Source organism: Methylobacterium sp. 4-46, assembly GCF_000019365.1.
Lineage (GTDB): Bacteria > Pseudomonadota > Alphaproteobacteria > Rhizobiales > Beijerinckiaceae > Methylobacterium.
Map to the genome: position 1 here is coordinate 4,203,945 of NC_010511.1, position 23,885 is coordinate 4,227,829.

The window sequence follows — 23,885 nt, forward strand, 5'->3', positions numbered from 1 at the left end:
GCGCGGGCGGCGGGGCGACGGCGTGCCCCGTTGCGGCGGCCGCCCCGCCGTGGTGTGGCGGCGTTATTCCTTCGCGCGAGGACCCGCCATGCCCCTCTCCCCCGCCATGCGCCGCGCGGCGATCCCGCTCGTCGCCTTCGTGCTCGGCCTCGCGGCGCTCGGCCTCGCCGCCTCGGCGATGCTCGGCCGCCCGACCGTCCCGGCGAGCGGCGTCGGCGGCCCCTTCGCGCTCGTGGACCAGGACGGCCGCCCCGTCACCGACAAGGACGTGGCGGGGCGGGCGCACCTCGTCTTCTTCGGCTTCACCCATTGCCCCGACGTCTGCCCGACGACCCTGCAGCAGATCTCGGACGTGCTCGCGGCGCTCGGGCCGAAGGGCCGCGACGCCAAGGCGCTGTTCATCACGGTCGATCCCGAGCGCGACACGCCCGAAGCCCTCAAGGCGTACCTCGCGAGTTTCGACCCGCGCATCGTCGGCCTCACCGGCACGCCCGAGGCCGTCGCCGGCACGCTGAAATCCTACCGGGTCTACAGCCGCAAGGTGCCGCTCAAGGACGGCGACTACACGATGGAGCACACGGCGCTCGTCTACATCATGGACGCGCGCAACAACTTCGTCGGGTCACTCAACCTGATGCGGCCGGCGGCGGATGCCGCGGCGGAGTTCGCCCGCCAGCTCTGAGGCGGTCGAGGCCCGGCGCCTCCGGCGGGCCGCGCGGGCGAGGCCGTGCTCGGTCTTGTTCCAGCGGAACGGCGCGACGAAGAACTCGGCGAGGCCGAGCCACGCCCCGAGGCTGACGAGGACGTAGTAGGCCGGCAGCGCGGCGATCCAGGGGATCAGGTCCGGCCGGCCGCGGCGCAGGCAGCCGAGCAGGGCGGGCAGGGCGATCGCCGCGAAGCCGGCGCCGAACAGCTCGATCCCGAGCGCCGTGACCATGTTGGTCCAGAAGCTCGGATCCGGCTCGGCGGGCTGCACCAGGAGGCGCCAGCCCGCCACGAGGAGCGCGGCCGGGTAGACCAGGGCCGAGACGACGGCGCCGGGCACCAGGGCGAGCGCGGCCAGCGTCCCGAGCACGCCCAGCGCGCGGGCCGTCGCGACGGGCCGGCGGGCATGGGTGATCGTGGTCTGCACGAACCCCTTCATCCAGCGGGTCCGCTGCCGCAGCCAGCGCCCCGGGCGGCTCGGCATCTCCTCCCCGGTCGGGAGCGGCAGGTCGCCGACGCGGTAGCCGGCCGCGCTCAGGCGCAGGCCGAGATCCGCGTCCTCGGTGACGTTCCAGGCGTCCCAGCCATGCACGGCCCGCAGCGCCTCGGTCCGGAAATGCGTGGTGGTGCCCCCGAGCGCGATCGGCAGCCGCCACGCCGCCAGGGCCGGCACGAGCACGTCGAACAGGGCCGCGTATTCGAGCGCGAAGCAGCGGGTGAGCCAGGACTGCTCCGCGTTGTCGACCACGAGCCGGCCCTGCAGGCAGGCCGTCCGCGGGGACGTCCGCGCGAAGAGCGCGGCCGCCGCGCGCAGCTGCAGGGGGTGCGGCTCGTCCTCCGCGTCGTAGACGGCGAGGTAGGTCCCGCGGGCGAGGGGCAGGGCGACGTTGAGCGCCCGCGGCTTCGTGCGCGGCTCGCCCGGCGGGGCGACGATGACTTCGATCCAGGGCGGCAGGGCGCGGGCGGCGAGCGCCCCGGCCGTCTCCGCGTCGTCCGCCTCGATCACGATCTTCGCGTCGAGCTTGGTGGCCGGGTAGTCGAGCCGCGCCAGGGCCGCGATCAGGTCCGGCACGATCGCGGCCTCCCGGGAGAGGGCGACCAGCACCGTGTAGACCGGCAGGTCGGCATCCTCGGCCCGCGGCAGGTCCGGCAGCGGGCAGGGCGGCACGAGCAGGGCGGCGAGGCGGAAGACCGTCATGCCGAGGAACAGGAGGCTGACGGCGGCCGCCGCGGCCCCCTGCACGCTGCCCGGCGCGTCCCACAGGAGCGGCACGGCCGCGAGCGCGAGGCAGGCGGCGAGGCACTGCCCGGGGCTCGGGCCCGGCCGGTAGGCCCAGTCGGGCGCGGCGCGCTGCAGGGCCTCGCTGGCCTGGCGCGCCGCCTGCGGCGCGCAGGCTTCGAGCACCGCCGCCCGCAGCTGGCCCGGCGCGGTGATCGCGATCCCCGATCCGGCCCGGGCGCCGCCCGCGAGCAGGTGCCCGATCTCGGCCCCGCGCGGGGCGCGCACCAGGGCCGGACCCCCGCCCGGCGGGAGCGGCGCCACGCCCGCCAGGATGCTCTCCGGGTAGCGGGCTCCCGGGCCGAGGGCGATCGCCCCCGCGAGGTAGGGCGCGCCGAGGGCGCGCGCGAGGGCGCGGTAATAGGCCTCCTCGCTCATCAGGCCGCTGCGGATCAGCGCCGTGGCGCCGTCGGTTCCGCTGCAGCGGGCGATCCACCCGGCCAGGGTCAGGACGTCCAGCGGCACGCCCTCGGCCCGGAGGAAGGAGAGTTCGGGCCTGACGTCGGCATGCGCTGCGGCCGGCACTGCGAAGGGCACCCGGGCTCCCGGCGGCGATCGATCGTGCTACACGAGCGGCGTGGGACGGAGCCCCTGGCCGGCAGCGAACCGGCAGCCCCGCGCACGCTTGGTGGATGGTTTACGGCCGGGAGAGACATGACGCAAGGGAAGCGATGGACGCGGCTCGTCTCGGCACCCAACTTGGCGCCCGTCTTGGCGCCCGTCTTGGCGCCCGTCCTGGCGCTCGCCCTCTGGTGCGGCGCGGGCCGGGCGGCCGAGCCGGTCACGATCCCGAATTTCTGGAATCCCCGCGCGCGCCTGGAGCGGCCCGAGCCGCCGCAGACGAGCCGCGCCGTCCGCTTCATCACGGACGACGAGTACCCGCCGCTGCACTTCGCCGGACCGGACGGGAACCCGACCGGCTTCTCGGTCGAACTCGCCCGGGCGGCCTGCGAGAAGCTCAACCTCACCTGCACGGTGCAGGCGCGCCGCTTCGACACGCTGCTCGACGCGCTCGCGGCCAAGGAGGGCGACGTGGTGGCGGCCGCGATCCCGCTGACTCCGGCCCTGCGCGCGAATTTCCTCGCCACGCGGCCCTATTTCCGCTGGCCCGCCCGCTTCGTCGTCCGCGCCGACAAGGGCCTGCCGGCGCCCGACGCGAAGGCGCTCGCGACCCGCAGCGTCGGCGTGGTCGCGGGGACCGCGCACGAGGCCTACCTGAAGGCGTTCTTCCGCACGACCCCGCGCGGCTTTCCCGACCTCGGCACGGCGCAGGCGGCGCTGAAGCGCGGGGAGATCGACTACCTCTTCGCGGACGGGGTGGCGCTGGCCCTCTGGCTGGGCGGCGTCGACGCCGCCGGATGCTGCGCCTTCGCGGGGGGCGACTACCTGGAGAACCGTTACTTCGGCGAGGGGATCGGCCTCGTCACCCGCAAGGAGGACGAGGTGCTCGCCCGCGCCCTCGACGACGCGCTGCAGCGCCTGTGGGACGAGGGGAAATACGCGGAACTCTACCTGCGGTTCTTTCCCGTGAGCCCGTTCTGACCGCGCCCCGAGGAGGATGCGATGACCGAGACGCTGCGCCTCTATTATTCCCCGGGTGCCTGCTCGCTGGCGCCGCACGTCGCGCTGGAGGAGACCGGGGCGCCCTTCGAGCCGGTGCGGGTGAACCTCGCGGCGGGCGAGCAGCGGCAGGCCTCCTACCTGGCGATCAACCAGAAGGGCCGGGTGCCGGCGCTGGCCGAGGGGGCCTGGGTGCTGACCGAGAACCCGGCCGTGCTCCGCTACATCGCCCGGCGCTTCCCCGAGGCGGGTCTCTGGCCGGAGGACCCGCGCGGGGAGGCGGCCTGCGCGGAGTGGCTCGCCTGGCTCGCCTCGACGGTGCACGTCGCCTACGCGCATGTCCGGCGGGCGGAGCGCTACGCCGGCGAGGAGGCGGCGATCGCCGAGGTGCAGGCCAGGGGCCGGGAAGCCTGCTTCGACCTCTGGACCATGATCGAGGTCGGGCTGTCGCGCGGCGGCTGGGCCCTGGGCGAGCGCTACAGCGTGGCCGACCCCTACCTGCTGGTGTTCTGGATCTGGGGCCGCGGCCCGGCGCTCGGCTACGAGATGGCGCGGCTGTTCCCGCACTGGACCGCCCATGCCCGGCGGATGGCCGCGCGCCCCGCCGTGCAGAGGGTGTTCGCCCGCGAGGGTTTGGCGCTACCCGCATAAGCTGTCCGTGGGAGCGGTGCCTGGCCTGGGTGCAGGGCGCGTGACCGGCGCCCGCCGCCGTCGCTCGCCTCGCCGCTCTCCCGAAACGGCCCGAGGGCGCGCCGATCCGAAGCCTTCCCCGACCGGCCGCCCGTCAGCCGAGGAGGTGCCGCGCGGCCCGCAGCGCCGCGTAGCCCAGACATGCCGTCCAGATCGCCGCGAGCCCGTGACGGAGCAGTTCGCCCTCCCGGTGAATGACCCTGAGGGCTCTCTCGGCTGTCCCTGAGCGTGTCATCGGCGTGCGGCTCGCGTGGCTCCGATGCCGAGCTTGCGCTGAATTTTTCATCTTGCCGTTGGGGCGACATCTAAAATTGTCGCCGGATCCGAGATTCCGGGTTCCGGCGGGACGCCGTGAAGAACGGCACGAGGGGAGCTTCGCTCGGTCGATCAGGCAGAACCCGACGCCCGTGCCGACGGGCCGGCCCGTCGGAGGGCAGTGCCTGTGCGACGCGCCGTCCGAGCTCAGGCCTGCGGTCCGGGCCGGGTCCGCATTCCGCCTGGGGAAGCGGAGAGATCAGCGGGATTGCCCGCCGTCGCGCGAGGGCGCGTGATGGGTCTCGTCTCTCGCCGGTCGTCTCGCCGGTCGTCTCGCCGGTCGTCTCGCCGGTCGTCTCGCTTTGCGTCGAATGCCGGTTCCGGGCTGGAGGCGGCCGCCGGGGGCTGCCACGGGGTGGCGTCACGCCGCCCCGCCGCCGTGCCGGGGCGCGGGCGAGACGTTAACGACCTGTTAACCATGCCTGCCCGACATCATGCGGTCCGAGCATTCTCATCCCTGTGAGGCGGCATGGGCATCGTCGAGCAGCGTGAGCGCGCCCAGCAAGCGTGGGCTTTCGCGCTGGAGCACCTCGTGAGCAAGGGCTGCGACGAGGCCGTCGCCCTCGAGACCATGAGCGAAGTGGCGTTCCAGACCTACGTCGACCGCCACGGATCGGTGGCGACGGCGAGCTATCTGCGGCTGCTGGCGCAGCAGGTCGAGGAGGCCGATCGCGAATTCGCCGCCGCCCTGATGCAGGGGTGAGGGCGTCGGCGCGGGCCGAGCGCCGAGGCGCGGGCGACCGCGACGCACCGAGGAGATCCCGGACGCCCATGACCGAGCCGCTCCCCTGCCAGCGCCCCCTGTTCGAGATCCCCGATGCGGTGAGCTACCTCGACGCCGCGGCGTGGTCCCCGATCCCGCGGCCGGTCCGCGAGGCCGGCGAGGCCGGCATGCTCACCAAAGTCAGACCCTGGGCCCATCCCCGTGAGCGGGCGGCGGGCTGGGCGGAGGAGGCCCGGGCGGCCGCCGCCGCCCTGATCGGCGCGGGCCCCGCGGACGTCGCCATCGTCGGATCGGTCAGCCACGCCATGGCCACGGCGGCCCGCAACCTCTCGCCCCCGCCGGGCAGCCGGGTCCTGCGGGTGGCCGACGAGTTCCCCTCGCACCGCTACGCCTGGGACCGGCTGGCGCAGGCGCGCGGCCTCGTCGTCGAGGAGGTGGCGCGGCCCGAGGACGGCGACTGGACGGCGGCGCTCGCGCGCGCGATCGCGCGCCCCGGCGCGCCGCCGGTCGGCGTCGCGACGCTGACGCCGCTGCACTGGGCGGACGGCGCGCTCATCGACCTCGACCGGCTCGCGCCCGCCCTGCGGGAGGCGGGCGCCGCCCTGGTCGTCGACGCCACCCAGGCGGCCGGCGCCGTCCCGATCGACGTCGCCCGGCTGCGACCCGACTTCCTGGCCTTCCCGACCTACAAGTGGGCGCTGGGACCCTACAGCCTCGCCTTCCTGTACGCGGCGGCGCATCGGCAGGACGGCGTGCCGCTCGAGGAGAACAGCGGCAACCGGCCGCAAGCGGCCGCGGGGGCGCGGCGCTACGACAGGGGCGAGCGCGACGATCCCGTCGCCCTGCCGATGGCCGCCGCCGGCATGGGGCTGATCGCCGGCTGGGGCGTGGCCGGGGTCGCGGCGCGCCTGCGCGCCCTCACGGACCTCCTGGCGGAGGGATGCGCCGCGCTCGGCCTGCCGGTGCCGCCGCGCGCCCTGCGCGCCCCGCACATCCTCGGCATCCACCTTCCCGGCGACGAGGCCGAGCGCCTCGTCGCGTTCCTGCGGGAGCGGCAGGTCTTCGCCAGCGCCCGGCTCGGCCGCCTGCGCCTGAGCCCGCACGTCTGGGCCGACGAGGCCGACATCGCCCGCTTCCTCCACGCGCTGCGCGACGGCGTGGCGGGCGGAACGGAGGGCCGCGCGGGCCGTTCCCCAGCTCTCACGGACAGGAGAGCGGAATGAGATTCGCGGGAACGGCAGCGGCGGCGATCGTGGTCAGCGCCCTCGGCATCGGCGCGGCCGAGGCCAAGGGCTGCATCAAGGGCGCCATCATCGGCGGCGTGGCCGGGCACTACCTCGCCAACCGGGGCGTCGTCGGTGCGGTGGCGGGCTGCCTCGGCGGCCGCTACATTGCCTCCCGCAACGCCCGCCGCGAGGTCGATTACGGCGCCCGCGTCGCACCCGGCGGCTACGGCCCGGGCCGCCCGCCCCGCCGCGACTACAATTACTGAGCGAGAGGCCCCTGCGCCGGATCGTGCCGGCGCCACCGAGATGGAGAGGCAGACATGAGCGACGGCTATCCGTCCATGACGGCCCTTCTGGGCCTCCTCGCGCTGGCAGGCTACCAGAACCGGGACAAGCTCGCCGAGATGTTCGGCGGAGGGGCCCAGACCGCGCCGGCCCCCGCCCCGGCCGGGCAGGGGGGAGGCCTCGGCGGCTTCCTCGGCGGCCTCGGCGCGGGCGGCGGTGGGGGCGGCCCGGGCGGCTTCCTGCACAGCGGCCTCGGCGAGATGCTGGAGCGCTTCCAGCAGGCCGGGCAGGGTCCGGTGGCGCAATCCTGGGTGGGTCACGGCCCCAACCAGCCGATCAGCCCCCAGCAGCTCGAACAGGCGATCGGCCCCGACGTGCTGCAGGTGCTGGCGCAGCGCACCGGCCTGCCGCGGGAGGAACTCCTCGAGCGCCTGTCGCGCGACCTCCCGCAGGCGGTCGACCGCTACACGCCCGACGGCCGGGTGCCGTCCTACTGACCGGGGCGGGGGCCGCGGCCCCCGCGCCGCGGCTCATTCCTGGCGAGGGCCCGCCTCGACCTTCAACTGGTCGATGACCCAGAGCCAGGCCCCGTCCTCTCCCTGGCGGGCGACCTCGACCGAGAGGGAGCCGCGGCCCGAGCGGGCCATCGTCAGGGCGACCGGCCCGGTGCGGATGACCGGCAGGGTCTCGACCGGGGGGAAGTGGGAGCGCTTGCGCAGCAGACCCTCGTAGAAGCGGCGGATCTCCTCGTGCCCGCGCGCCACCACCTCGCCGACCGCCAGGACGGCCTCCGGGGCATAGAGCGCGACGAGTCCCTCGACGTCGCCGGCATTCGCGCGCGCCAGGAACAGGCGCGTGAGCGCCTCGGGCTCGGCGGCGCGCTCGCGGTCGGTGTCTTGCATCACGGCACTCCCTCACGGCGTGGAACGGCCCGCCTCCGCGGGCGGATCGCCGGCGGGCCAGGCGAGGCGCCCGCCCGCCCCGTCGCGCAGCGTGACGCGGACCGGCACCCCGGCCTCCACGCTCTCCGAGACGGTGCAGAACTTGCGGAACTGCGACAGGACCTTGTCGAGGCGGTCGGCCTGGACCGCCTCCAGGGCGAGGACGATCTCGACGTCGATCGCCTCCACCCGCAGGCGGCCCTCGGCGTTGCGCGCGACGCGGCAGCGCGCCGTCGCCCCCAGGCCCCGCACCTCCTGGCGGTACTTGCCGAGGGCGAAGACGAGGCTCCCGCACAGGCAGTTCGCCACGGCCGCGGTGAGCATCTGCTCGGGGCTCGGTCCCTCGCCCGTCCCGATCGGGTTGGGCTCGTCGGTCAGGAGGTCCGGCAGCCCGGTCCCGAAATCGACCAGGAACTGGTAACCCTTCAGGTGCTTCAAGGAGACGTCGAACGGGTCCGGCATCGCGGCGGCCTGGGGCGGGACGATCGTCGGGCGGATCCGACCTGGGTGAACTCCGCAGGGCCGAACCGGTTCTCTCGACGGGCGGGGCCTTTCGCCGATGGCGACGGACGATGAGGGCGGGCAGGATTGGCGCTCGGTGGGCACGCGCCGGCCGGACGCGGCCGAGCGCGAGCGGGCCCTCGCCCGGGCCCGGGAGCCCGGCCGCGGCCGCACGGCCGCGCAGCCCTCGGAGATCCCCTCGCGCGGCTGGGGCGACATCCTCTGGCGCGTGGCCTGGTCGGTGCCGCAGGACCGCGTGCTCGCGACCGCGGGCGGGGTCGCCTTCTTCGCCCTGCTCGCCGTCTTCCCGGGGCTCGCCCTGATCGTGTCGCTCTACGGGCTCGTCGCGGATCCGGGCGCCATCTACAAGCACCTGAGCCTGCTCACCGGGCTGCTGCCGCAGGCCGTCCTCGACCTCCTCGCGGCCGAACTCAGCCGGGTGGCCGGCAAGAGCACGGGCGCGCTGGGCGCCGCCTCGGGCGTGAGCCTGCTCGTCGCGTTCTGGAGCGCCAATTCGGGGGTGAGCGCCCTCTTCGACGCGCTCAACGTCATCTACAAGGAGCGGGAGAAGCGCCCGCTCCTGCACTTCTACGCCACCACCTTCCTGTTCACCCTCACGGGCGTCCTGTTCGCGCTGGTGGCGACCGGCATGGTGGTGGCCCTGCCGGTCGTGCTCAACCAGGTCGGGTTCCAATCCTACGCCAGCGATGCGGCGCTGCGCCTGCTGCGCTGGCCGGCGCTCCTCGTCCTGGTCAGCCTCGGCCTCGCGGCGATCTACCGCTACGGCCCGAGCCGGCACGAGGCCAAGTGGCGCTGGGTGACCTGGGGCAGCGGCATCGCCGCGCTGCTCTGGGTCTGCGCCTCGGCGCTCTTCTCCTGGTACGTGGCGCGCTTCGACAGCTACAACCGGATGTACGGGTCGCTCGGGGCCGGCGTCGGCTTCATGACCTGGATCTGGTTCTCCATCGTGATCGTGCTGCTCGGGGCCGAGCTGAACGCCGAGATGGAGCGGCAGACCGTGCGCGACAGCACGACCGGCCGGCCGAAGCCCCTCGGCACCCGCGACGCCCACGCGGCCGACACGGTCGGCCCGAGCCACGAGTGAGGTCGCGTGCGGCCGGCTTCGGGAGTGTTCGGGTCTTGTGCCGGGCCGAGGCCGGGACACCGTGCTCCGCCCGGCTGCCGGCATCGCCCGGCCGTGGTCTGACCTTCGCGGTCATGCGGGCCAGAGAGGCCGGTGGCCTCGGGCCATCGCTCGGGTTCCGGCAGGGTCGGCGTGACGGACGTCGACAGGTCCTTGGTCTCTCATGCGACATCCGACGGATTGCGTCGCCATCTCCGATTTCGGCCATGCGGATGTCGGCGTCGCTCACGCGCCGCGCGGGCTTGGCATACCCAATCCGCTCGATCCCTTCGGGATGGCGGATTGGGGCTTCGCTCACGCGCCGCGCGGGCTTGGCAGACGCTGTCCGGACGTGATCGTCCGGAGAAGCGTATCAGAGCAGCCGGATCGCCTGGGCGCGCACCACGATGCTGTCCTGGCGGAACCGGGCCTCCAGCTCGCGCCGGTACCGCGCCCACCAAGCCGGGTCGAGGTCGTCGCACATCACCTCGAATACCACGATATCGTCGTGCGACCGCCCCTTCCCGTCCTGCCAGACGCCCTCGGCCGGGCCGCGGCTGTAGGCGGTCACGCCCCCGAAGGTGCCGGCGAGTTCGTCCCGCACGCCCGCATAGGCGGAGCCCGGAAAGGGGCGTCCCTCGTTGTCGGAGAGGGGGAGGAGGATCTGGACCAGGGTCGCGCTCATCGGCTCGCATCTCCCCGCTCAGGGCCGCTCCGGCGCGGGGCGCGGCGCACCGGCTCGCCCCGGACCAGCGCGGCGATCGCGGCCGCGATCTTCTCGCCGCCGCGGACCGAGGGCTCGATCGGATTGGCGAAATCCGCGTCCTCGTCGCAGAGGACGCGCAGGTCGATCAGCGGCAGATCCCGCGCCCAGGCCTCGCGGGTGACGACGTCGTTGAGCACGGCCAGCGCGGCCGAGGCCACGCGGCGATACGCGGGGTCCGCGTAGCGCGGATCGTAGATCGTGCAGAGGCAGGTCGGCGTGCCGCGGGCCAGGACCGCGTCCAGCATGGCGCGGTACTGGGCCCGGAACCCGTCGCGCGCGTCGGCGAGGGCGCCGACCGCCTCGGCGACCGAGCCGGCCGGCCGGACGAGCAGCGCGGAGGCCCGCAGGGCGTCGTTGCCGCCCGCGCTGACCACGAGGTGCGTCCCGTCGGGCGGGACCCCCGCGAGCTGCCGCGCGACGTCCGCCAGGACCGCGCCGTCCAGGGCGCAGAGCGTCGCCCGTCCCTCCGGCGCGAGGGCGGCGCGCAGCTGCCGCACCACGTCCGGACCGCCGCCCACGTAGGCGGCGTTGTCGAAGACCGAATCACCGAGGAGGACGACGTGGTGCATGAACCTCTCGCCTGGGCGGACGGGGCGGGCCCGGGATCCGCCAGCGCGCGAGGGCGTTGCCCTGTTCCATGCACCTCTCCCTCGACTGCGACGGCGTGCTGGCGGATGTCGACGCGGGGGCGACCCGCGTGCGCGGCTGCCCGCCGCGGGAGTCCGAGCGCCGCCACGGCCTCGCCCGGTTCTGGGCCGCGCTGGCCCGGGCGCCGAAGCGGCGATGGGCGCGGCCCGGCACTTCCCCGGCACGCGGATCATCACCTGCATGACGGCCGACAAGCGGCACCCTTGCCGGGCGGGCGACGTCCTCGTCGACGACGCGCCGCGCCACCGCCACCTCCGGGAGGGGGCGGGCGGCGTCTTCATCCATCACCGCTCGGCCCGCGCCTCCCTCGCGGCGCCGGCGGCCATCGCCGGGACGAATCCATGACGCGTGAGCGGAGCGTGACCACGGGCGACGGCACCGCCTGGACCTGCCTCGAAGCCTATGCGGGTCTCGCCGAGACCGCGGATCGCGCCGAGACCGCGGATCGCGCCCTCGCGACGCGCCGCGATGACGGGAGGCGTGCGGTGGTGTGCACGCCCTCGGGCGGCGCGCACTCGGTCCGGCTGAGCCTGCCCGCCGGGTGGGAGGAGGATGTCGCCGACGCGGATCTCGCCGCGGCGATCGAGGCGCAGCACCCGCGCGAGCCCTGATGCGACATCCGGCGGATTGCGTCGCCATCTCCCATTTCGGCCATGCGGATGTCGGCTTCGCTCGAGCGCCGCGCGGCCGCGCAGGGGCTCCGCTCCGGGCGGGCTCGGCCGTCGCCGGGCCGCCGGGCGCCGCGGGCAGCCCGCAGCGCTTCGGTACGCTGGCGAACGGATCTCCGCCCCCGCGCGCGAACGCGCCGGCGCGACCCCGCATTGGGACCGTCGGAGCCATCCGGCTCCCGTTTCGGTCCCACTGCCGGCCGGGCCATGCCCGCGCCGGCATTTCTTTGGCCCGCTACGGCGTCGCCTTGTCGTTCAGCCTCGTGATCGTGAAGGGGGTGAACGTCGCTCTGCCGGCGCCCGCGCCGGTCGGTCGCGCGCCGACGGGAGCCTGTTGCGACCCGGCACCGCCCGCCACGTGATCGAGCGCGTCGTCCCGAAGCTCGTCCCGGCGCGGGCGCGGCGTGGGCTGCTCACGATGCATGTCACCCTCCTCCGGGGTCGATCGAGACCCGGAAGGCTAGCACGCGGCCCGGCCGAGGGCGTGCGGCCCGGCGCCGACCGGCACCGGGCCCGGCGCTCCGGCCGCGAGGTCCGAATCCTCCGCCGGGTGCTCGCGCGCCGGCCCCTCAATGGAGAGTGTACGGGTTGGTGACCGGGCGCTCGTCGCGGAATTCCTGCACGACCGCGAGCATTTCAAGAGAGTTCGCAAGCTCGGCCGCAGCCTCGCGCGACATGCCGGTCTGCTCTCGCCCATTCAGGCGGACTGGTTCATTCGTCTTGGCCGCGTGAACGCTCCAGCCATCGTGTGTCTTTCGCACGATATAGCTCCGGTTCGGCATGAAGTTCCTCCGGCTGAACGCTCTCCTAGGTGTGTTGCCTGCCGATGCCGGCGACAAGGGGCCGAACAGCGCCTGCACACTTGGGCAGCGCTGCCACCTCTCGTACCTTGGTCCGGGGTCTGCGGGTTCGCGTGACCGTCGCGACGAGCCGAATTCCGCAGGATACATTCAAGTTTTCACGACATGCCGGACGTCATCGGGATCGGGCCCGCTCCGCGGCGCAGAATCGGGCCGGCGGGGGACGATCAGGCCGACCGGCATCGCGCCTCACCAGGGCTCCCACGGCAGCGGCAGGGGCGCGCGCGGGCCGGGCGCCGGCCGGGCCGGCGGCGACAGGCGCGCCTCGGCCGCCCGGCGCGGTCCCGCCGCGACGCGGCCGGGCGGGGGCTCGCGCGCGGGCCCGCGCGCCCGGCCGGCGCGCGCCTCGACGATCTCGCTCACGCTCGTCTCGACGCGGCGGAAATACGCGGCGGGCGCGTCCTTGCCGGCCAGCACCTCGCCGGCGGCGTCCCGCCGCCGTCCCATCCAGACGCCCAGCACCCGCCCCTCGCTCCAGCCGACGAACCACGCATCGGCATTGCCCGTGGAGGTGCCGGTCTTGCCGTAGGCCTCCCGCGAGCCGAGCCCGGCGTTGCGGCCGGTCCCGGAGCGCACGACCTCGCGCAGGATGCGGCGGGTCGGCGGGATGCAGCGCGCCGGGACGGCCCGCGCGCGCGCCGGGTCGAGGAAGCGCGCCCGCACCTGGCCGCGCCCGTCGACCACGGCGAGTACCCCGGTCGGCGCGACGCGGTAGCCGCCGTTCGCGATGGCCGCGTAGGCCGCCGTCACGGCCATCACGCTCGTCGCGTAGGAGCCGAGGACGAAGCCCGCATCCGGGTTCGGCCCCGGATCGAGGCCGAGCCGGCGGCTCGCCTCCGCCACGCGCGGCACCCCGATCTCCCGGGCGAGCCGCACGGACGCCGCGTTGCGCGAGGAGGCGACCGCCTCCAGCAGCGTCGTCTCGCCCCGGTAGCCGAGATGCCCGTTGGACGGCCACGTGTCGGTCAGCGGCAGGTCCAGCACCCGGCTCTCCGGCGACAGGCCCGCCTCGCAGGCCGCGACGAGGAGCGGCAGCTTCGCGGTCGAGCCGGGCTGAACGCTCGTCTTCACGGCCGCGTTGAAGGGGCGGCGCGCCCAATCGAGGCTGCCGATCATCGCGCGCACCCGCCCGTCGGGGCTCATCATCACGGCCCCGGCCTCGTAGGCGGGCGGGATCGCGCCGCTGCCCGCCATCTCGGCGAGCCGCGCCTCGGCCGCCTGCTGAAAGCGCGGATCGAGCGTGACGAAGAACCGGAGCGTCTCGCCCTCCTGCATGGTGCGCGGCGCGAAGCTCTGCACGACCCACTCGGTGAAGGGCTGGGCCTGGATCGCGAAGTCCGGCATCGACCCGGGCCGCACCCCGGTCCGCTCGGCCCGCAGGCGCTCGGCCTCGCTGATCCTGCCCTGCTCGACCATCAGGCGCAGGACGAGGCGAGCCCGCGCGTAGGCGCGCTCGCGGGTCGCCTCCCTCAGCGGGTTGAAGCGGGCGGGCGCCTGCACCATGCCGGCGAGGAGCGCGCACTCGAACAGGGTCAGGTCGCGCGGCTCCTTGCCGAAATAGTGGCGGCTCGCCCGGTAGAGCCCGACGATCTCGCGGCCGCCGAACTCGATCTGGTTGAGGTAGGCCGCGAGCAGCTCCTGCTTGCCCACGGCGCCGTCGAAGGTGCCGGCGTGCCAGACCTCGGAGCCTTTCCGCTCCAGCTTGCTGAGGAAGTCCCGGCCCTGGAGGTCGTGGAAGACGAGGTTCTTGAGGAGCTGCATCGGGATGGTGCTGCCGCCGCGGCTCAGGCCGCCGCGCAGCACGGCGGCGAGGGCGATCAGGTCGACGCCCCCGTGCTCCAGGAAGCGGCGATCCTCGACGGCGATGATCGCCTTCTTCATCGCCTCCGGGATCTCGTTCGGCCGCAGCACCACGGGGCAGCGGCAATAGGCGTCGAAGCCCGTCGCCGTGCGGGTGACCATCACCTGCGGGGCGGCGACGAGCGCGCGCAGCTCCGCGGGTTTCAGGTCCCAGAAGGACGGGGTCTCGGGGGTTTCGGCGCGCGCCGGACCGGCGAGCGCGGCCGCGCAGAGCAGGGCGAGGCCGACGGAGCGGCGCATGTCTCGACTCCAGGGCCGTCCCGCGGAGGGACACGGCCACGGCTGGAGCAGGTGTGATCGCGCCGGGCGTTCGACAAGGGTGCGGGCGGCGCGTCGGCTCCGCCCCCTCGCGACACCGGTCCGGCCCGCGGCGTGACGCCCCGGCGCTTGCACTCCCGGATCGAGAACATATAGTGAACATATCGTTGACGAGGCCTCAGAGCCAGGGAGGACGGATCATGGCCCGCTACCGCTTCCACTGCACCAACGGCGCCGAATGCGTCCTCGACACGGTCGGGGCCGAGGTGCGCGCGCCCGCGCGGCTGACGGCGCGCGCGGCCGAGACCGCGCGGGCGGTGATGGGCGCGCTCGGCGAGCGGGCGGACTGGTCGCAGTGGCGCGTCAGCGTCCACGACCTGACCGGGCGCCGCGTCCTCACCCGGCCCTTCCTGGCGGCCGGATGCGGCCCCGCGGCGGTGGCGGCGTGAGCGGCCCGGCGGCCCGCAGGGTGGCGGGCTCCCGGCTCGCCCCGATCACGGAGGCCGGCGAGGTCCCGGACGGGTCGATCCGTCCACTGAGCCTGTCGGATTTCACGGGCCAGCGCGCGGCGCGGGCGAATCTGGGGGTGTTCATCGAGGCGGCGCGGCGCACCGGTCAGGCGCTGGACCACGTGCTGTTCGTGGGCCCGCCGGGGCTGGGCAAGACCACGCTGGCCCAGATCGTGGCCCGGGAGCTGGGGGTGAATTTCCGCTCGACCTCGGGTCCGGTGATCGCCAAGGCGGGGGACCTGGCCGCGCAGCTCACCAACCTGGAGGAGCGCGACGTCCTGTTCATCGACGAGATCCACCGGCTGAACCCGGCGGTGGAGGAGATCCTCTACCCGGCCATGGAGGATTACCAGCTCGACCTGATCATCGGCGAGGGCCCGGCGGCGCGCTCGGTCAAGATCGAGCTGCCGCGCTTCACCCTGGTGGCGGCCACGACCCGGGCGGGTCTGCTGACCACGCCGCTGCGCGACCGCTTCGGCATCCCGATCCGGCTGGAATTCTACGCGGTGGACGAGCTGGAGGCGATCGTGGCCCGGGGGGCGCGGGTGCTGGGGATCGGCATGGCGGCGGACGGGGCCAACGAGATCGCCCGGCGGGCGCGGGGCACGCCGCGGATCGCCGGGCGGCTGCTGCGGCGGGTGCGGGACTTCGCGATCGTGGAGGAGGCCGGGACGGTGACGCGGGCGATCGCCGACCGGGCGCTGCGTCTGCTGGACGTGGACGCGGCGGGTCTGGACACCATGGACCGCAAGTATCTGGGGCTGATCGCGCGCTCCTACGGGGGCGGTCCGGTCGGGGTGGAGACGATCGCGGCGGCGTTGTCGGAGCCGCGCGACGCCATCGAGGAGATCATCGAGCCCTACCTGCTCCAGCAGGGCTTCGTGCAGCGCACCCCGCGCGGCCGCCTCCTCACCCCGCACGCCTTCCGACACCTCGGCCTGCCCGTGCCGGTGCGCGAGGAGGAGCCCCTCGACGCCGCCCTGCCGGAGTGATGCGCTGTCCGGACGATCACCTCCGGACAGCGGATGACAAGCCCGCGCGGCGCTTGAGCGAAGCCGACATCCGCATGGCCGAAATGGGAGATGGCGACGCAATCCGTCGGATGTCGTCTGACGCCTTCTCCCGCGGGCTCACGCGCCGAGCGCGCGGCCGAACCAGAGGCCGAGCAGCGCCGCGAGGGCGACGAGCGCCAGGAAGCCGTTCACCGCGACGAGGATCGCGGGCGGCAGCCGCGGCACGTCCGGCCGGGGCGGCGGGGCCCCGACGAAGACCTGCCGCCAGACGCCGGCCACGAAGCAGAAGGCGCTGAACAGGACCAGAATGGTGCCGAAGCCGACGATCATCCAGCCCGGCACCACCCCCTCCAGCAGCTTGCGCGCCCCGATCCCGCTCGCCAGCGCCACCAGTCCGGTGCGCATCCAAGCCGCGTAGGTCCGCTCGGCCGCGAAGACGGTCCGGTCCGCCGCGAGCTCCGTCCTGCGGTCCGCGCTGTCCTTGGTGACCTGCGCGGCGGCGGCCGTGCGCTCGGCCGCCTGCTCGGTCCGGCGCTCGCTGCCTGTCGCCTGCTCCATCGCGCTCTCCCTGACTTTTCGCCCGATCCTCACCGCTCCGCCGGGCCCTGCGCCCCGTCGCCGGCCTCTCCGCGCCCGGCCGGCTCGACGATGACGGTCGGCGGCTCGGGCGAGGTGCCGCCGAGGGCCGCCTCCACGGCCTCGCCGGACGCGGCCGTGGCGGTGGCCTCGGGGGTGGGCCGGGTGATGCGGCGCGGCCGGCGGGGCCGGGTCGCGCCCTCGGCCGCCGCCTTCTCGGAGGCGACCGCCTCGACGGCCGGGGCCGCAATCAGGCCGAGGCCGGCCGCGTGCGCCGCGATGGCGCGGCTGTCGGCGGCGAGCACGAGGCTGCTGCCGGCCGCCGCCACCTCGCGCGCGAGCCGGGCGATCTCCGCCGCGCGCTCCGGCGCCCGCGACACGTTGCGGATGTAGACTGCGAGCACCCGGCCCGGATGCGCGTGCACGATCCCCGCATAGACCTCCGGGTCGTGCTGGCCGCTGTCGCCGATCAGCACGAAGGGAAGGTCGCGGTAGAGCACCAGCATGCGGCGGATCAGCTCGGCCTTGTGGTCCTCGGCCCGGCGGGGCAGGGGATGGCGCCAGGACAGGCCCCATTCGCGCAGGAACAGCACCGGCCCGACCGGGATGTCGTGCAGGCGGAAGAATTCCGAGAGCATGTCGTAGATGCCCCAGGGGGCGCGCGAGACGTAGAGCATCGGGTTCTGCTCGGCCCCGCCCGCGCCGGCATGGAGCGCCCGGTACAGGGCCGCCACGCCCGGGAAGGCGACGCGGCGGGTCGCGTCGGCGACGAACAGGCGCCAGAGCATCTTCAGCTTGTTGGCGACGCCGGTGTGCATCACCGTGTCGTCGATGTCGCTGATCACCACGAAGCGGCAGCGCGGCGGCGGGATGAAGACCTCGCCCCGCGCCTCGACCGGCGGATCGCTGGCGAGGCGGATCGAGACCGGGTGCCACGCCCCCTCGCCCGGCCCGGGCGGGCGGGGGCAGAGATGGATGCGGAAATAGCCGTCCCGGTCCGTCACCGTGCGGGCGGCGCTGCCGCCGAACCGCGCCTCCACGGCGAGGCCGGGCAGGCGCCGGCGCCGGATGCGGCGGCCGATGTCGCGCAGCTGCGCGCGCAGGTCGTCCGGATCGGCCGCGCGCTCGGCCTCGGATTGCCGGAAGGCGCGGCCGATCAGGAAGATCTCCTGTGCCGAGCCGTAGCCGCGATAGACCTCGACCGCCACGCCCCTGCGCCCCTGCGCCCGGCGCACCGGCCGGGCGGCGAGGCCGAGGATCCAGCCGGCGGCCCGCCTCAGCCGGCCTGCCCGCGCGCCCGTCATGGCCGTCCGCCGCGCCTAGAGGTTCGACGGCGCCTGCCAGGTGACGCCCGGATGCTCGCGGACGTCGCCGGCCTCGCGACCCGTATCGGCGTCGCTGACCCACTCGCCGGGCTCCGCGAGGTCGGCGATCCGCGCGGCCGGATAGGCCGCTTCGAGGAACAGGCGGGCCTCGCCCTCGCCCGCGGCCCGCACGGTGACGAGCGGGCGCGCCGCGTCGGCCTCGACGATTCTGGCGATGAACAGCTTCGTCATCTCGCGCTCCTGCCGCGGCCCGGGCCGCGCGAGAGCACAACGCGGGAGGAGGCCGATCGGGACGCCGCGCTGCGGGAAAAGTCGCGGCGCCCCGGCGCGCTCAGATCAGGCCGCGCAGGGCGAGTTCGTTCTTCAGGTAGGCGTAGAAGATCGGGGCCGCGACGAGGCCCGGCAGGCCGAACACCGATTCCATCACCAGCATGGCGGCCAGCAGCTCCCAGGCCCGCGCGCGGATCTGCCCGCCCATCACGCGGGCATTCACGACGTATTCGAGCTTGTGGATCGCCACCAGGAAGCCGAGCGAGCCGAGGGCGAGCGCCGGCGAGACGCTGAGGCTGACCAGCACGATCACCGTGTTGGAGATCAGGTTGCCGACCACCGGCAGCAGCCCGGCCAGGAAGGTGATCACCACCATGGTCTTGGTGAAGGGGAGGGCGATCCCGAGCCAGGGCACCGCGACCAGCAGGTAGAGCGCGGTGAGCGCCGTGTTGAGGGCCGAGATCCGCACCTGCGCGAAGACCACGCTGCGGAAGGCGGAGGCGAGCAGCCGCACCCGGTTCGTCAGGGCGTGGAGGAGGGGCGGGCGCTCGTCGAGGCCGGTCTCCCGGCTCACCGCCACCATGGCGCCGATCACGAGGCCGAAGACCAGGTGGAACAGCGCCCGCCAGACGTCCTGGCCGATCGCCCGCACCTGCCCGGCATGCTCGCGCAGCCAAGTCGCGGCCGCGGCCTTCAGCTCGGTCGATTCCTCCGGCAGGAAGCCGACCAGCCAGGGCGGCAGGCGCGAGCGCGCCGTCTCGATCACCTCGGCCATCTTGCGCAGCAGGACCGAGAGGTTATCGGACCCGCCCGACAGCAGCCCGACCAGCCAGAGGATCGCCGCGCCCACGGCCGCGACGATCACCCCGGCGAGCAGGGCCACCACGATGACCTTGGCCGTGTGGTGGTGCACGAGGGCGTCGCTGCGCCGGGGCGCCAGCAGGTGGACGAGTTCGTGGACGAGCAATCCCGCGAGCAGCGCCCCGAGCAGGTGGAAGTGCAGCACGGCGACGAGGGCGAGGCCGGCCAGGATCTGGGTTGCGGTCTCGAGCCGATGGGGCGTTCCGGGGAACGGGGCGACGGTGAGCGGGTCGGACGGGCGAACGGGATCGAGCATGGGGCGGCTCCGACACGGGCTGCCGAACAGGCGCCGGGAGGGACAATGTCTGACACGGGAATGGCGGCGCGTCCGTGCGGCCGCATAGGCGGCCCAGAGTCGCGACCTGATCAGGTCGCCCCCGTGCGACGGCGAAACGAAGGAGCGGGATCCTCCCGCGCAGTCCGGGCGCCGCCCTCGGCCCTCAGCCCTCGCACCCGGCGCCCGCGGCGGACGTCGCGCCCGGCGCGGTCAATAGGTCCAGCGCTGGGCCTTGGCGACGAGGAAGTCGCGGAAGGCCTGGACGCGGGCGACCGAGCGCATCTCCTCGGCGTAGACGAGGTAGCTCTCCAGGTTCGGCATCTCGATGTCGCGCAGCACCTGCTGCAGGAGCGGATTCCCGTTCGCCGCGTAGTCGGGCAGGATCCCGATCCCGGCCCCGGTCTCGACCGCCACCTGCAGGGCCGAGATGTTGTTGACCGTGAAGTGCACATTGCGCGGCTCGCGCCCTTCCCGGCCGGCGGTCGAGAGCCAGTGCGTCGCCATCAGGTAGGAGGGCTGGTCGCCGCCGAACGAGACGATCCGGTGCTTGTCGAGGTCCTCGATCGACTTCGGCTCCCCGAAGCGCTTGATGTATTCGAGCGAGGCGAAGACGTGGTAGTGCACCGTGAACAGGCGGCGCTGGATCAGGTCGGGCTGGGCCGGACGGCGCAGGCGGATCGCCACGTCCGCCTCGCGCATGGCGAGGTCGAGCTCCTCGTTGGTGAGGATGAGCTCGATCCGCACCTCCGGGTGCAGGTCGAGGAATTCCGAGACCCGCTGCGACAGCCACGCGGTGCCGAGGCCGACCGTGGTCGTGACCTTGAGGTCGCCCGAGGGCCGCTCGCTCGTCTCCACGAGCCGGGCGCGGGTCGTCTCCAGCCGCATCTTCATGTCGCGCGCGGCGCGGAAGAGCAGGTCGCCCTGCTCGGTCAGGATCAGGCCCCGGGCGTGCCGGTGGAAGAGCGGCGCCTTCAGCTCGCGCTCGAGCGCGCTGATCTGGCGGCTCACCGCCGACTGGCTGAGGCCGATGTCGTCACCCGCCTTCGTGAAGCTGCCCGCCTCCGCGACGTTCAGGAAGATCCTGATCTTGTCCCAATCCACGGCCGTTCATCCCCGCGCCAGAGTCCCCGGCCGGCGGGTTGCGGCGGGCGGCTCTCGCGAACGCGAATTGTTTGGGGGCCGCGACGGAGCGGGGCGGGACCCCGCTCCGTCGCGACCGGTCCCGCTCTCCCGCCTACTCGGCCGCGGCCCGGCGCGGCGTCTCGCCGATCGCCAGGTTCGCGAGGTACTTCTCCGCCTCCAGGGCGGCCATGCAGCCCATCCCGGCCGCCGTGATCGCCTGGCGGTAGACGTCGTCGGTGACGTCCCCGGCCGCGAACACGCCCGGGATCTCGGTCGCCGCCGTGCCGGGCGTCACCGCGAGGTAGCCCCCGGCGCGCAGGGGCAACTGACCCTCGAAGAGCGCGGTCGCCGGCTGGTGGCCGATCGCCACGAAGACGCCGTCCGCCCTGCGCTCGCTGACCGCCCCGGTGGCGACGTCCCTCAGCCGCACGTGCGTGACCGAGGGGGCCGGGCTCTCGCGCCCGCAAATCTCCTCGACCGTGTGGTTCCAGACCACCTCGACGTTCGGGTGCCGGAAGAGCCGCTCCTGCAGGATGCGCTCCGCCCGGAACGCGTCGCGGCGGTGCACGACCGTGACCTTGGCGGCGAGGTTGGCGAGGTAGAGCGCCTCCTCGACCGCGGTGTTGCCGCCCCCCACGACCAGAACCTCCTTGCCGCGGAAGAAGAACCCGTCGCAGGTGGCGCAGGCCGAGACGCCGAAGCCCTGGAACTTCGCCTCGGAGGGCAGGCCGAGCCACTTCGCCTGGGCGCCGGTCGCGACGATGAGCGCGTCGCAGGTGTAGACGGCCCCGGAATCCGCCTCCAGGCGGAAGGGCCGCTGCTTCAGGTCGACCTTGGCGATGTACTCCGACACGATCCGGGTGCCGACATGCTCGGCCTGCAGGCGCATCTGCTCCATGAGCCAGGGGCCCTGGACGGCCTGCGCGAAGCCCGGGTAGTTCTCCACGTCGGTCGTGATCATGAGCTGGCCGCCCGGCTGGAAGCCGGAGATCAGCAGCGGCTCGACCATCGCGCGGGCGGCGTAGATCGCGGCGGTGTATCCCGCCGGGCCCGAGCCGATGATGATGAGCTTCTCGTGGGTGGTGGACATCGGAATCTCCGGGCCTCCCGGCCCGGGACGACCTCACGGGCCGCCCGGGTGGGTCTGCGGATCGCGCCGCCTCAGATAGGCGGCCGCGACGGCCTCTGCGATCGCGGGGGTGAAATCTAAGGGTTCGTAACGAGAACCTTCAAGTCTGCCATCGAACGGATGCACAGCTCCGTACTGCCGGAGTGCGGCGAAGAACGGGCGATGGCGGGCGTAGGTCTCGGTGAGCTCGCCGAGGAGGATCGGGGATCCGGTGGCGGCGGCCTCCGCGACCATGTTGGCGCTGTCGGCCGTCACCACGATCGCGTCGGCGAGCGCCAGCAGGGCGAGGTAGGGATCGGCGCCGCTCCCGTCATGGAAGAAGCCGCTGCGTCGCGACGCGAGGTCCCGCAGGGCCGCGCGCAGGGCGGGCGGCGTGCGCCGGGAGGGGGTGATCATCAGGCTCGCCTCGCCGGCGAGGCGCTCCAGGCCCGACAGGAAGGCCGCGGCGGCCTGCGGGCGGACCCGCCCGCGCCGGTCGTCGCCGCCGACCAGGATCGCCGCGCGGGGGGCCGGGAGGGCGCGGAGCCGCGGGTCGGGCGCCGCGCGGGCGGCCGCGAGGCGGGCGGCCGAGACCGGATGGGGGCCGGCCAGCGTGACGAGCACGTTCCGGCCGCGCAGGCGGTCGTGCTCCGGCACCCAGATCAGGTCCGCGGCGCCCGGGCCGGTGCGGGGGTCGCGCAGGAACACCGTGAAGGTCGCGGCCCCCGCCCGGCGCCGCAGCGCCCGCAGGACCGGGACGGCGCGCCGCCCGGCCGCGATGGCGAGGTCGGGCCAGGGCGGGGCGAGGGCGAGGTCGCGCGGGTCGGCCGGGCCGCGGGGGGCGAGCCAGGAGAAGGGCGGGCGGGGCGCCACGCGGCGCTCCTCGGCGACGAGGCCGAGCGCCTGCGCGAGGCCGCGGCAGGGGGCGAGGTCGCCGGCCTTGCCGTCGGTGAGGATCCAGGCCGTCGTGCCGGGCGGGAGCGTGGTCACCCGCTCCGCATCGGCCCGGCCCGGCGCCGGAGTCAAGCGGTGCCGGGCGGCCCCGGCTTGTCTCGGCCTGCCCCGCCCGCTAGTGACCAGACTCTCTCCGTCCCAGCCAGGATCGCCGAGCCCCTTGCCCGTCCGCCTCGACGCCATCGATTGGGCGATCCTCCGCGAGCTGCAGGCCGACGGCAACATCACCAACGTGGCGCTGGCGCGCCGGGTCGGGCTCTCGGCCCCGCCCTGCCTGCGCCGGGTGCGCGCGCTGGAGGAATCCGGGATCATCCGCGGCTACCGGGCGCTTCTCGATCCGAAGCTCCTCGGCTACGAGGTGGTCTGCTTCGCGATGGTGCAGCTCGCCGCCCAGGGCCAGGCGGAGATCGCGGCCTTCGCGGCCGAGATGCGCAACTGGGCCGCCGTGCGGGAATGCTGGACCCTCTCGGGCGAGACCGACTTCCTGCTCAAATGCGTGGCCGCCAACCTGCCGGCCTTCCAGCGCCTCGTCGCCGACCTGACCGCCCTGCCGAACGTGCGCAGCGTGCGCACGGCCCTCGCCCTCGACCAGATCAAGGACGAGCCGGTGGTGCCGCTGCCGATCGCCTGAGCCTCCGCCGAGCCGGCGGGTTCGGCTGCACCGACGGAGCCGGACCGGGAGCCGCGGCGCGGCCCGGCGTGCAGGCCCTCTCCGGTATCCGAACCGATCCGCTCGGACCGATCGACGGCCGCGTCCGATCCATCGGGAGCATCCGCGATCTTGGCAGGCGGCCCACGCTTCCGTGCCGCGTCACGGCGACGGCCCGGTCGCGGAGTCGCGGGGCCGGACCGGCGGCCTGGCGGGGATGCGGGAACCGCACCAGGGGTTGTTTCTGGTGATCGTTCGCATCAGCGGTTGCCGCGAGGGCCGATCTGAGCTGAGGTGCGGGCCGGAGGGCCTGGATCTTGGCTGGAGACGGTGCATCAATGGCTCAGGAACGGATCACGGTACGGACGGTCGCTCCCGCACCCGTCGCGATCGTGTGGACGGCCTACACGTCGCCCGAGCAGATCAGGGAGTGGAACTTCGCCTCCGCCGACTGGCATTGCCCGAGCGCGAGCGTCGACCTTCGCGAGGGCGGACAGTTCTCGTCGCGCATGGAGGCGAAGGACGGCAGCATGGGCTTCGATTTCGAGGGGACCTACACCACGATCGTCGAGAACGAGCGGATCGAGTTCGCCTTCGGCGACCGTCGAGCGGTGGTCGAATTCACCCCGGAAGGGGACCACACCCGGGTGACGGTGTCGTTCGATCCCGACGCCGTGTTCCCCCTCGCGCAGCAGCGCAGTGGGTGGCAGGCCATCCTCGACAACTTCTCCAAGCATGTCGCGTTGCGGACTGGAATGTCTGCAACGTAAAGGATTTGCCTGCGGGTTCGGTATGGGCCGACGTTCTCATGC

Annotated in this window: 29 protein-coding genes; 14 read left to right on the forward strand and 15 right to left on the reverse strand. The window is 74.1% G+C overall.

Going from position 1 to position 23,885, the window contains the following annotated elements:
- Window positions 1–88 precede the first annotated feature (88 nt).
- Window positions 89–682: an SCO family protein gene (locus tag M446_RS18070; RefSeq protein ID WP_012333546.1), complete on the forward strand. Its 594-nt coding sequence runs from the start codon at window positions 89–91 to the stop codon at window positions 680–682.
- On the opposite strand, the gene M446_RS18075 is transcribed toward M446_RS18070, so the two are convergent.
- Window positions 623–2,521 (reverse strand): glycosyltransferase family 2 protein, encoded by a 1,899-nt coding sequence (locus M446_RS18075; RefSeq protein ID WP_012333547.1) that lies wholly within the window; start codon window positions 2,519–2,521, stop codon window positions 623–625. The two genes, M446_RS18070 and M446_RS18075, sit on opposite strands and share 60 nt — an antisense overlap.
- A 117-nt stretch (window positions 2,522–2,638) precedes the next feature.
- Here M446_RS18075 and M446_RS18080 point away from each other — a divergent pair, with 117 nt between their 5' ends.
- The 6 genes from M446_RS18080 to M446_RS18105 all read left to right on the forward strand — a co-directional run bounded on the left by M446_RS18080 (window position 2,639) and on the right by M446_RS18105 (window position 7,281).
- The gene (locus M446_RS18080; protein WP_012333548.1) at window positions 2,639–3,526 is read left to right on the forward strand and encodes a transporter substrate-binding domain-containing protein; all 888 of its coding nucleotides are present in this window, start codon (window positions 2,639–2,641) and stop codon (window positions 3,524–3,526) included.
- 21 nt (window positions 3,527–3,547) lie between these two features.
- Window positions 3,548–4,195, forward strand: coding sequence for a glutathione S-transferase family protein (locus tag M446_RS18085; RefSeq protein WP_012333549.1), 648 nt, complete (start codon window positions 3,548–3,550; stop codon window positions 4,193–4,195).
- 823 nt (window positions 4,196–5,018) lie between these two features.
- The gene (locus M446_RS18090; RefSeq protein ID WP_012333550.1) at window positions 5,019–5,252 is read left to right on the forward strand and encodes a hypothetical protein; all 234 of its coding nucleotides are present in this window, start codon (window positions 5,019–5,021) and stop codon (window positions 5,250–5,252) included.
- Between the two features lie 68 nt (window positions 5,253–5,320).
- Complete coding sequence (locus M446_RS18095) at window positions 5,321–6,496, forward strand: aminotransferase class V-fold PLP-dependent enzyme (RefSeq protein WP_012333551.1); 1,176 nt, start codon at window positions 5,321–5,323, stop codon at window positions 6,494–6,496.
- Complete coding sequence (locus M446_RS18100; protein WP_012333552.1) at window positions 6,493–6,765, forward strand: hypothetical protein; 273 nt, start codon at window positions 6,493–6,495, stop codon at window positions 6,763–6,765. Before M446_RS18095 ends, M446_RS18100 begins: the two co-directional genes overlap by 4 nt.
- A 54-nt stretch (window positions 6,766–6,819) precedes the next feature.
- Window positions 6,820–7,281, forward strand: coding sequence for a YidB family protein (locus M446_RS18105; RefSeq protein ID WP_012333553.1), 462 nt, complete (start codon window positions 6,820–6,822; stop codon window positions 7,279–7,281).
- A 33-nt stretch (window positions 7,282–7,314) separates the two neighbouring features.
- Here the strand turns inward: M446_RS18105 and M446_RS18110 are convergent, their stop codons facing one another.
- Together M446_RS18110 and M446_RS18115 are read right to left on the reverse strand one after the other, a co-directional pair.
- A complete protein-coding gene (locus M446_RS18110; protein WP_012333554.1) occupies window positions 7,315–7,686 on the reverse strand; it encodes a YybH family protein in 372 nt (123 codons plus the stop codon).
- Window positions 7,687–7,698: 12 nt separating this feature from the next.
- Window positions 7,699–8,187, reverse strand: coding sequence for an OsmC family protein (locus M446_RS18115; protein WP_012333555.1), 489 nt, complete (start codon window positions 8,185–8,187; stop codon window positions 7,699–7,701).
- A gap of 97 nt (window positions 8,188–8,284) precedes the next feature.
- On the opposite strand from M446_RS18115, the gene M446_RS18120 reads away from it, so the two are divergent.
- Window positions 8,285–9,331 carry a YihY/virulence factor BrkB family protein gene (locus M446_RS18120; protein ID WP_012333556.1) on the forward strand — a complete coding sequence of 349 codons (1,047 nt, stop codon included), beginning with the start codon at window positions 8,285–8,287 and terminating at the stop codon, window positions 9,329–9,331.
- Window positions 9,332–9,722: 391 nt separating this feature from the next.
- On the opposite strand, the gene M446_RS18125 is transcribed toward M446_RS18120, so the two are convergent.
- Together M446_RS18125 and M446_RS18130 are read right to left on the reverse strand one after the other, a co-directional pair.
- A complete protein-coding gene (locus M446_RS18125) occupies window positions 9,723–10,034 on the reverse strand; it encodes a hypothetical protein (RefSeq protein WP_012333557.1) in 312 nt (103 codons plus the stop codon).
- Window positions 10,031–10,684: an SGNH/GDSL hydrolase family protein gene (locus M446_RS18130; protein ID WP_012333558.1), complete on the reverse strand. Its 654-nt coding sequence runs from the start codon at window positions 10,682–10,684 to the stop codon at window positions 10,031–10,033. The genes M446_RS18125 and M446_RS18130 overlap by 4 nt, the downstream gene beginning before the upstream one ends.
- A 214-nt stretch (window positions 10,685–10,898) precedes the next feature.
- On the opposite strand from M446_RS18130, the gene M446_RS39010 reads away from it, so the two are divergent.
- Together M446_RS39010 and M446_RS18140 are read left to right on the forward strand one after the other, a co-directional pair.
- Window positions 10,899–11,108, forward strand: a complete 210-nt coding sequence (locus M446_RS39010) for a hypothetical protein (protein ID WP_050777497.1) — start codon at window positions 10,899–10,901, stop codon at window positions 11,106–11,108.
- On the forward strand, window positions 11,105–11,374 hold the full coding sequence (locus tag M446_RS18140; protein WP_012333559.1) for a hypothetical protein: 270 nt from the start codon (window positions 11,105–11,107) through the stop codon (window positions 11,372–11,374). Before M446_RS39010 ends, M446_RS18140 begins: the two co-directional genes overlap by 4 nt.
- A 292-nt stretch (window positions 11,375–11,666) precedes the next feature.
- Here M446_RS18140 and M446_RS18145 read toward each other — a convergent pair whose 3' ends face one another.
- The 3 genes from M446_RS18145 to M446_RS18155 all read right to left on the reverse strand — a co-directional run bounded on the left by M446_RS18145 (window position 11,667) and on the right by M446_RS18155 (window position 14,391).
- Window positions 11,667–11,855, reverse strand: a complete 189-nt coding sequence (locus tag M446_RS18145; protein ID WP_012333560.1) for a hypothetical protein — start codon at window positions 11,853–11,855, stop codon at window positions 11,667–11,669.
- 145 nt (window positions 11,856–12,000) lie between these two features.
- The gene (locus tag M446_RS18150) at window positions 12,001–12,213 is read right to left on the reverse strand and encodes a hypothetical protein (protein WP_012333561.1); all 213 of its coding nucleotides are present in this window, start codon (window positions 12,211–12,213) and stop codon (window positions 12,001–12,003) included.
- Between the two features lie 267 nt (window positions 12,214–12,480).
- Entirely contained in the window at window positions 12,481–14,391 is a 1,911-nt protein-coding gene (locus M446_RS18155; RefSeq protein ID WP_012333562.1) for a transglycosylase domain-containing protein, read from the reverse strand.
- Between the two features lie 218 nt (window positions 14,392–14,609).
- Here M446_RS18155 and M446_RS18160 point away from each other — a divergent pair, with 218 nt between their 5' ends.
- Both M446_RS18160 and ruvB read left to right on the forward strand, forming a co-directional pair.
- Window positions 14,610–14,858 (forward strand): DUF6894 family protein, encoded by a 249-nt coding sequence (locus tag M446_RS18160; protein ID WP_012333563.1) that lies wholly within the window; start codon window positions 14,610–14,612, stop codon window positions 14,856–14,858.
- On the forward strand, window positions 14,855–15,910 hold the full coding sequence (ruvB, locus tag M446_RS18165) for a Holliday junction branch migration DNA helicase RuvB (RefSeq protein ID WP_265576378.1): 1,056 nt from the start codon (window positions 14,855–14,857) through the stop codon (window positions 15,908–15,910). The genes M446_RS18160 and ruvB overlap by 4 nt, the downstream gene beginning before the upstream one ends.
- 138 nt (window positions 15,911–16,048) lie before the next feature.
- On the opposite strand, the gene M446_RS18170 is transcribed toward ruvB, so the two are convergent.
- The 7 genes from M446_RS18170 to M446_RS18200 form a co-directional block, all read right to left on the reverse strand.
- The gene (locus M446_RS18170; RefSeq protein ID WP_012333565.1) at window positions 16,049–16,489 is read right to left on the reverse strand and encodes a YidH family protein; all 441 of its coding nucleotides are present in this window, start codon (window positions 16,487–16,489) and stop codon (window positions 16,049–16,051) included.
- Window positions 16,490–16,518: 29 nt separating this feature from the next.
- The gene (locus M446_RS18175; RefSeq protein ID WP_012333566.1) at window positions 16,519–17,811 is read right to left on the reverse strand and encodes an App1 family protein; all 1,293 of its coding nucleotides are present in this window, start codon (window positions 17,809–17,811) and stop codon (window positions 16,519–16,521) included.
- 15 nt (window positions 17,812–17,826) lie between these two features.
- Window positions 17,827–18,063 carry a hypothetical protein gene (locus M446_RS18180; protein WP_012333567.1) on the reverse strand — a complete coding sequence of 79 codons (237 nt, stop codon included), beginning with the start codon at window positions 18,061–18,063 and terminating at the stop codon, window positions 17,827–17,829.
- A 100-nt stretch (window positions 18,064–18,163) separates the two neighbouring features.
- Entirely contained in the window at window positions 18,164–19,219 is a 1,056-nt protein-coding gene (locus tag M446_RS18185) for an AI-2E family transporter (RefSeq protein WP_012333568.1), read from the reverse strand.
- A gap of 231 nt (window positions 19,220–19,450) precedes the next feature.
- Complete coding sequence (locus M446_RS18190; RefSeq protein ID WP_012333569.1) at window positions 19,451–20,341, reverse strand: LysR family transcriptional regulator; 891 nt, start codon at window positions 20,339–20,341, stop codon at window positions 19,451–19,453.
- Between the two features lie 133 nt (window positions 20,342–20,474).
- Window positions 20,475–21,452, reverse strand: a complete 978-nt coding sequence (trxB, locus tag M446_RS18195; RefSeq protein ID WP_012333570.1) for a thioredoxin-disulfide reductase — start codon at window positions 21,450–21,452, stop codon at window positions 20,475–20,477.
- A gap of 33 nt (window positions 21,453–21,485) precedes the next feature.
- Complete coding sequence (locus M446_RS18200) at window positions 21,486–22,460, reverse strand: mitochondrial fission ELM1 family protein (protein WP_012333571.1); 975 nt, start codon at window positions 22,458–22,460, stop codon at window positions 21,486–21,488.
- Between the two features lie 124 nt (window positions 22,461–22,584).
- Here M446_RS18200 and M446_RS18205 point away from each other — a divergent pair, with 124 nt between their 5' ends.
- A complete protein-coding gene (locus M446_RS18205) occupies window positions 22,585–23,055 on the forward strand; it encodes an Lrp/AsnC family transcriptional regulator (RefSeq protein WP_012333572.1) in 471 nt (156 codons plus the stop codon).
- Between the two features lie 356 nt (window positions 23,056–23,411).
- A complete protein-coding gene (locus M446_RS18210; protein WP_012333573.1) occupies window positions 23,412–23,843 on the forward strand; it encodes an SRPBCC family protein in 432 nt (143 codons plus the stop codon).
- The last annotated feature ends 42 nt before the right edge of the window (window positions 23,844–23,885 follow it).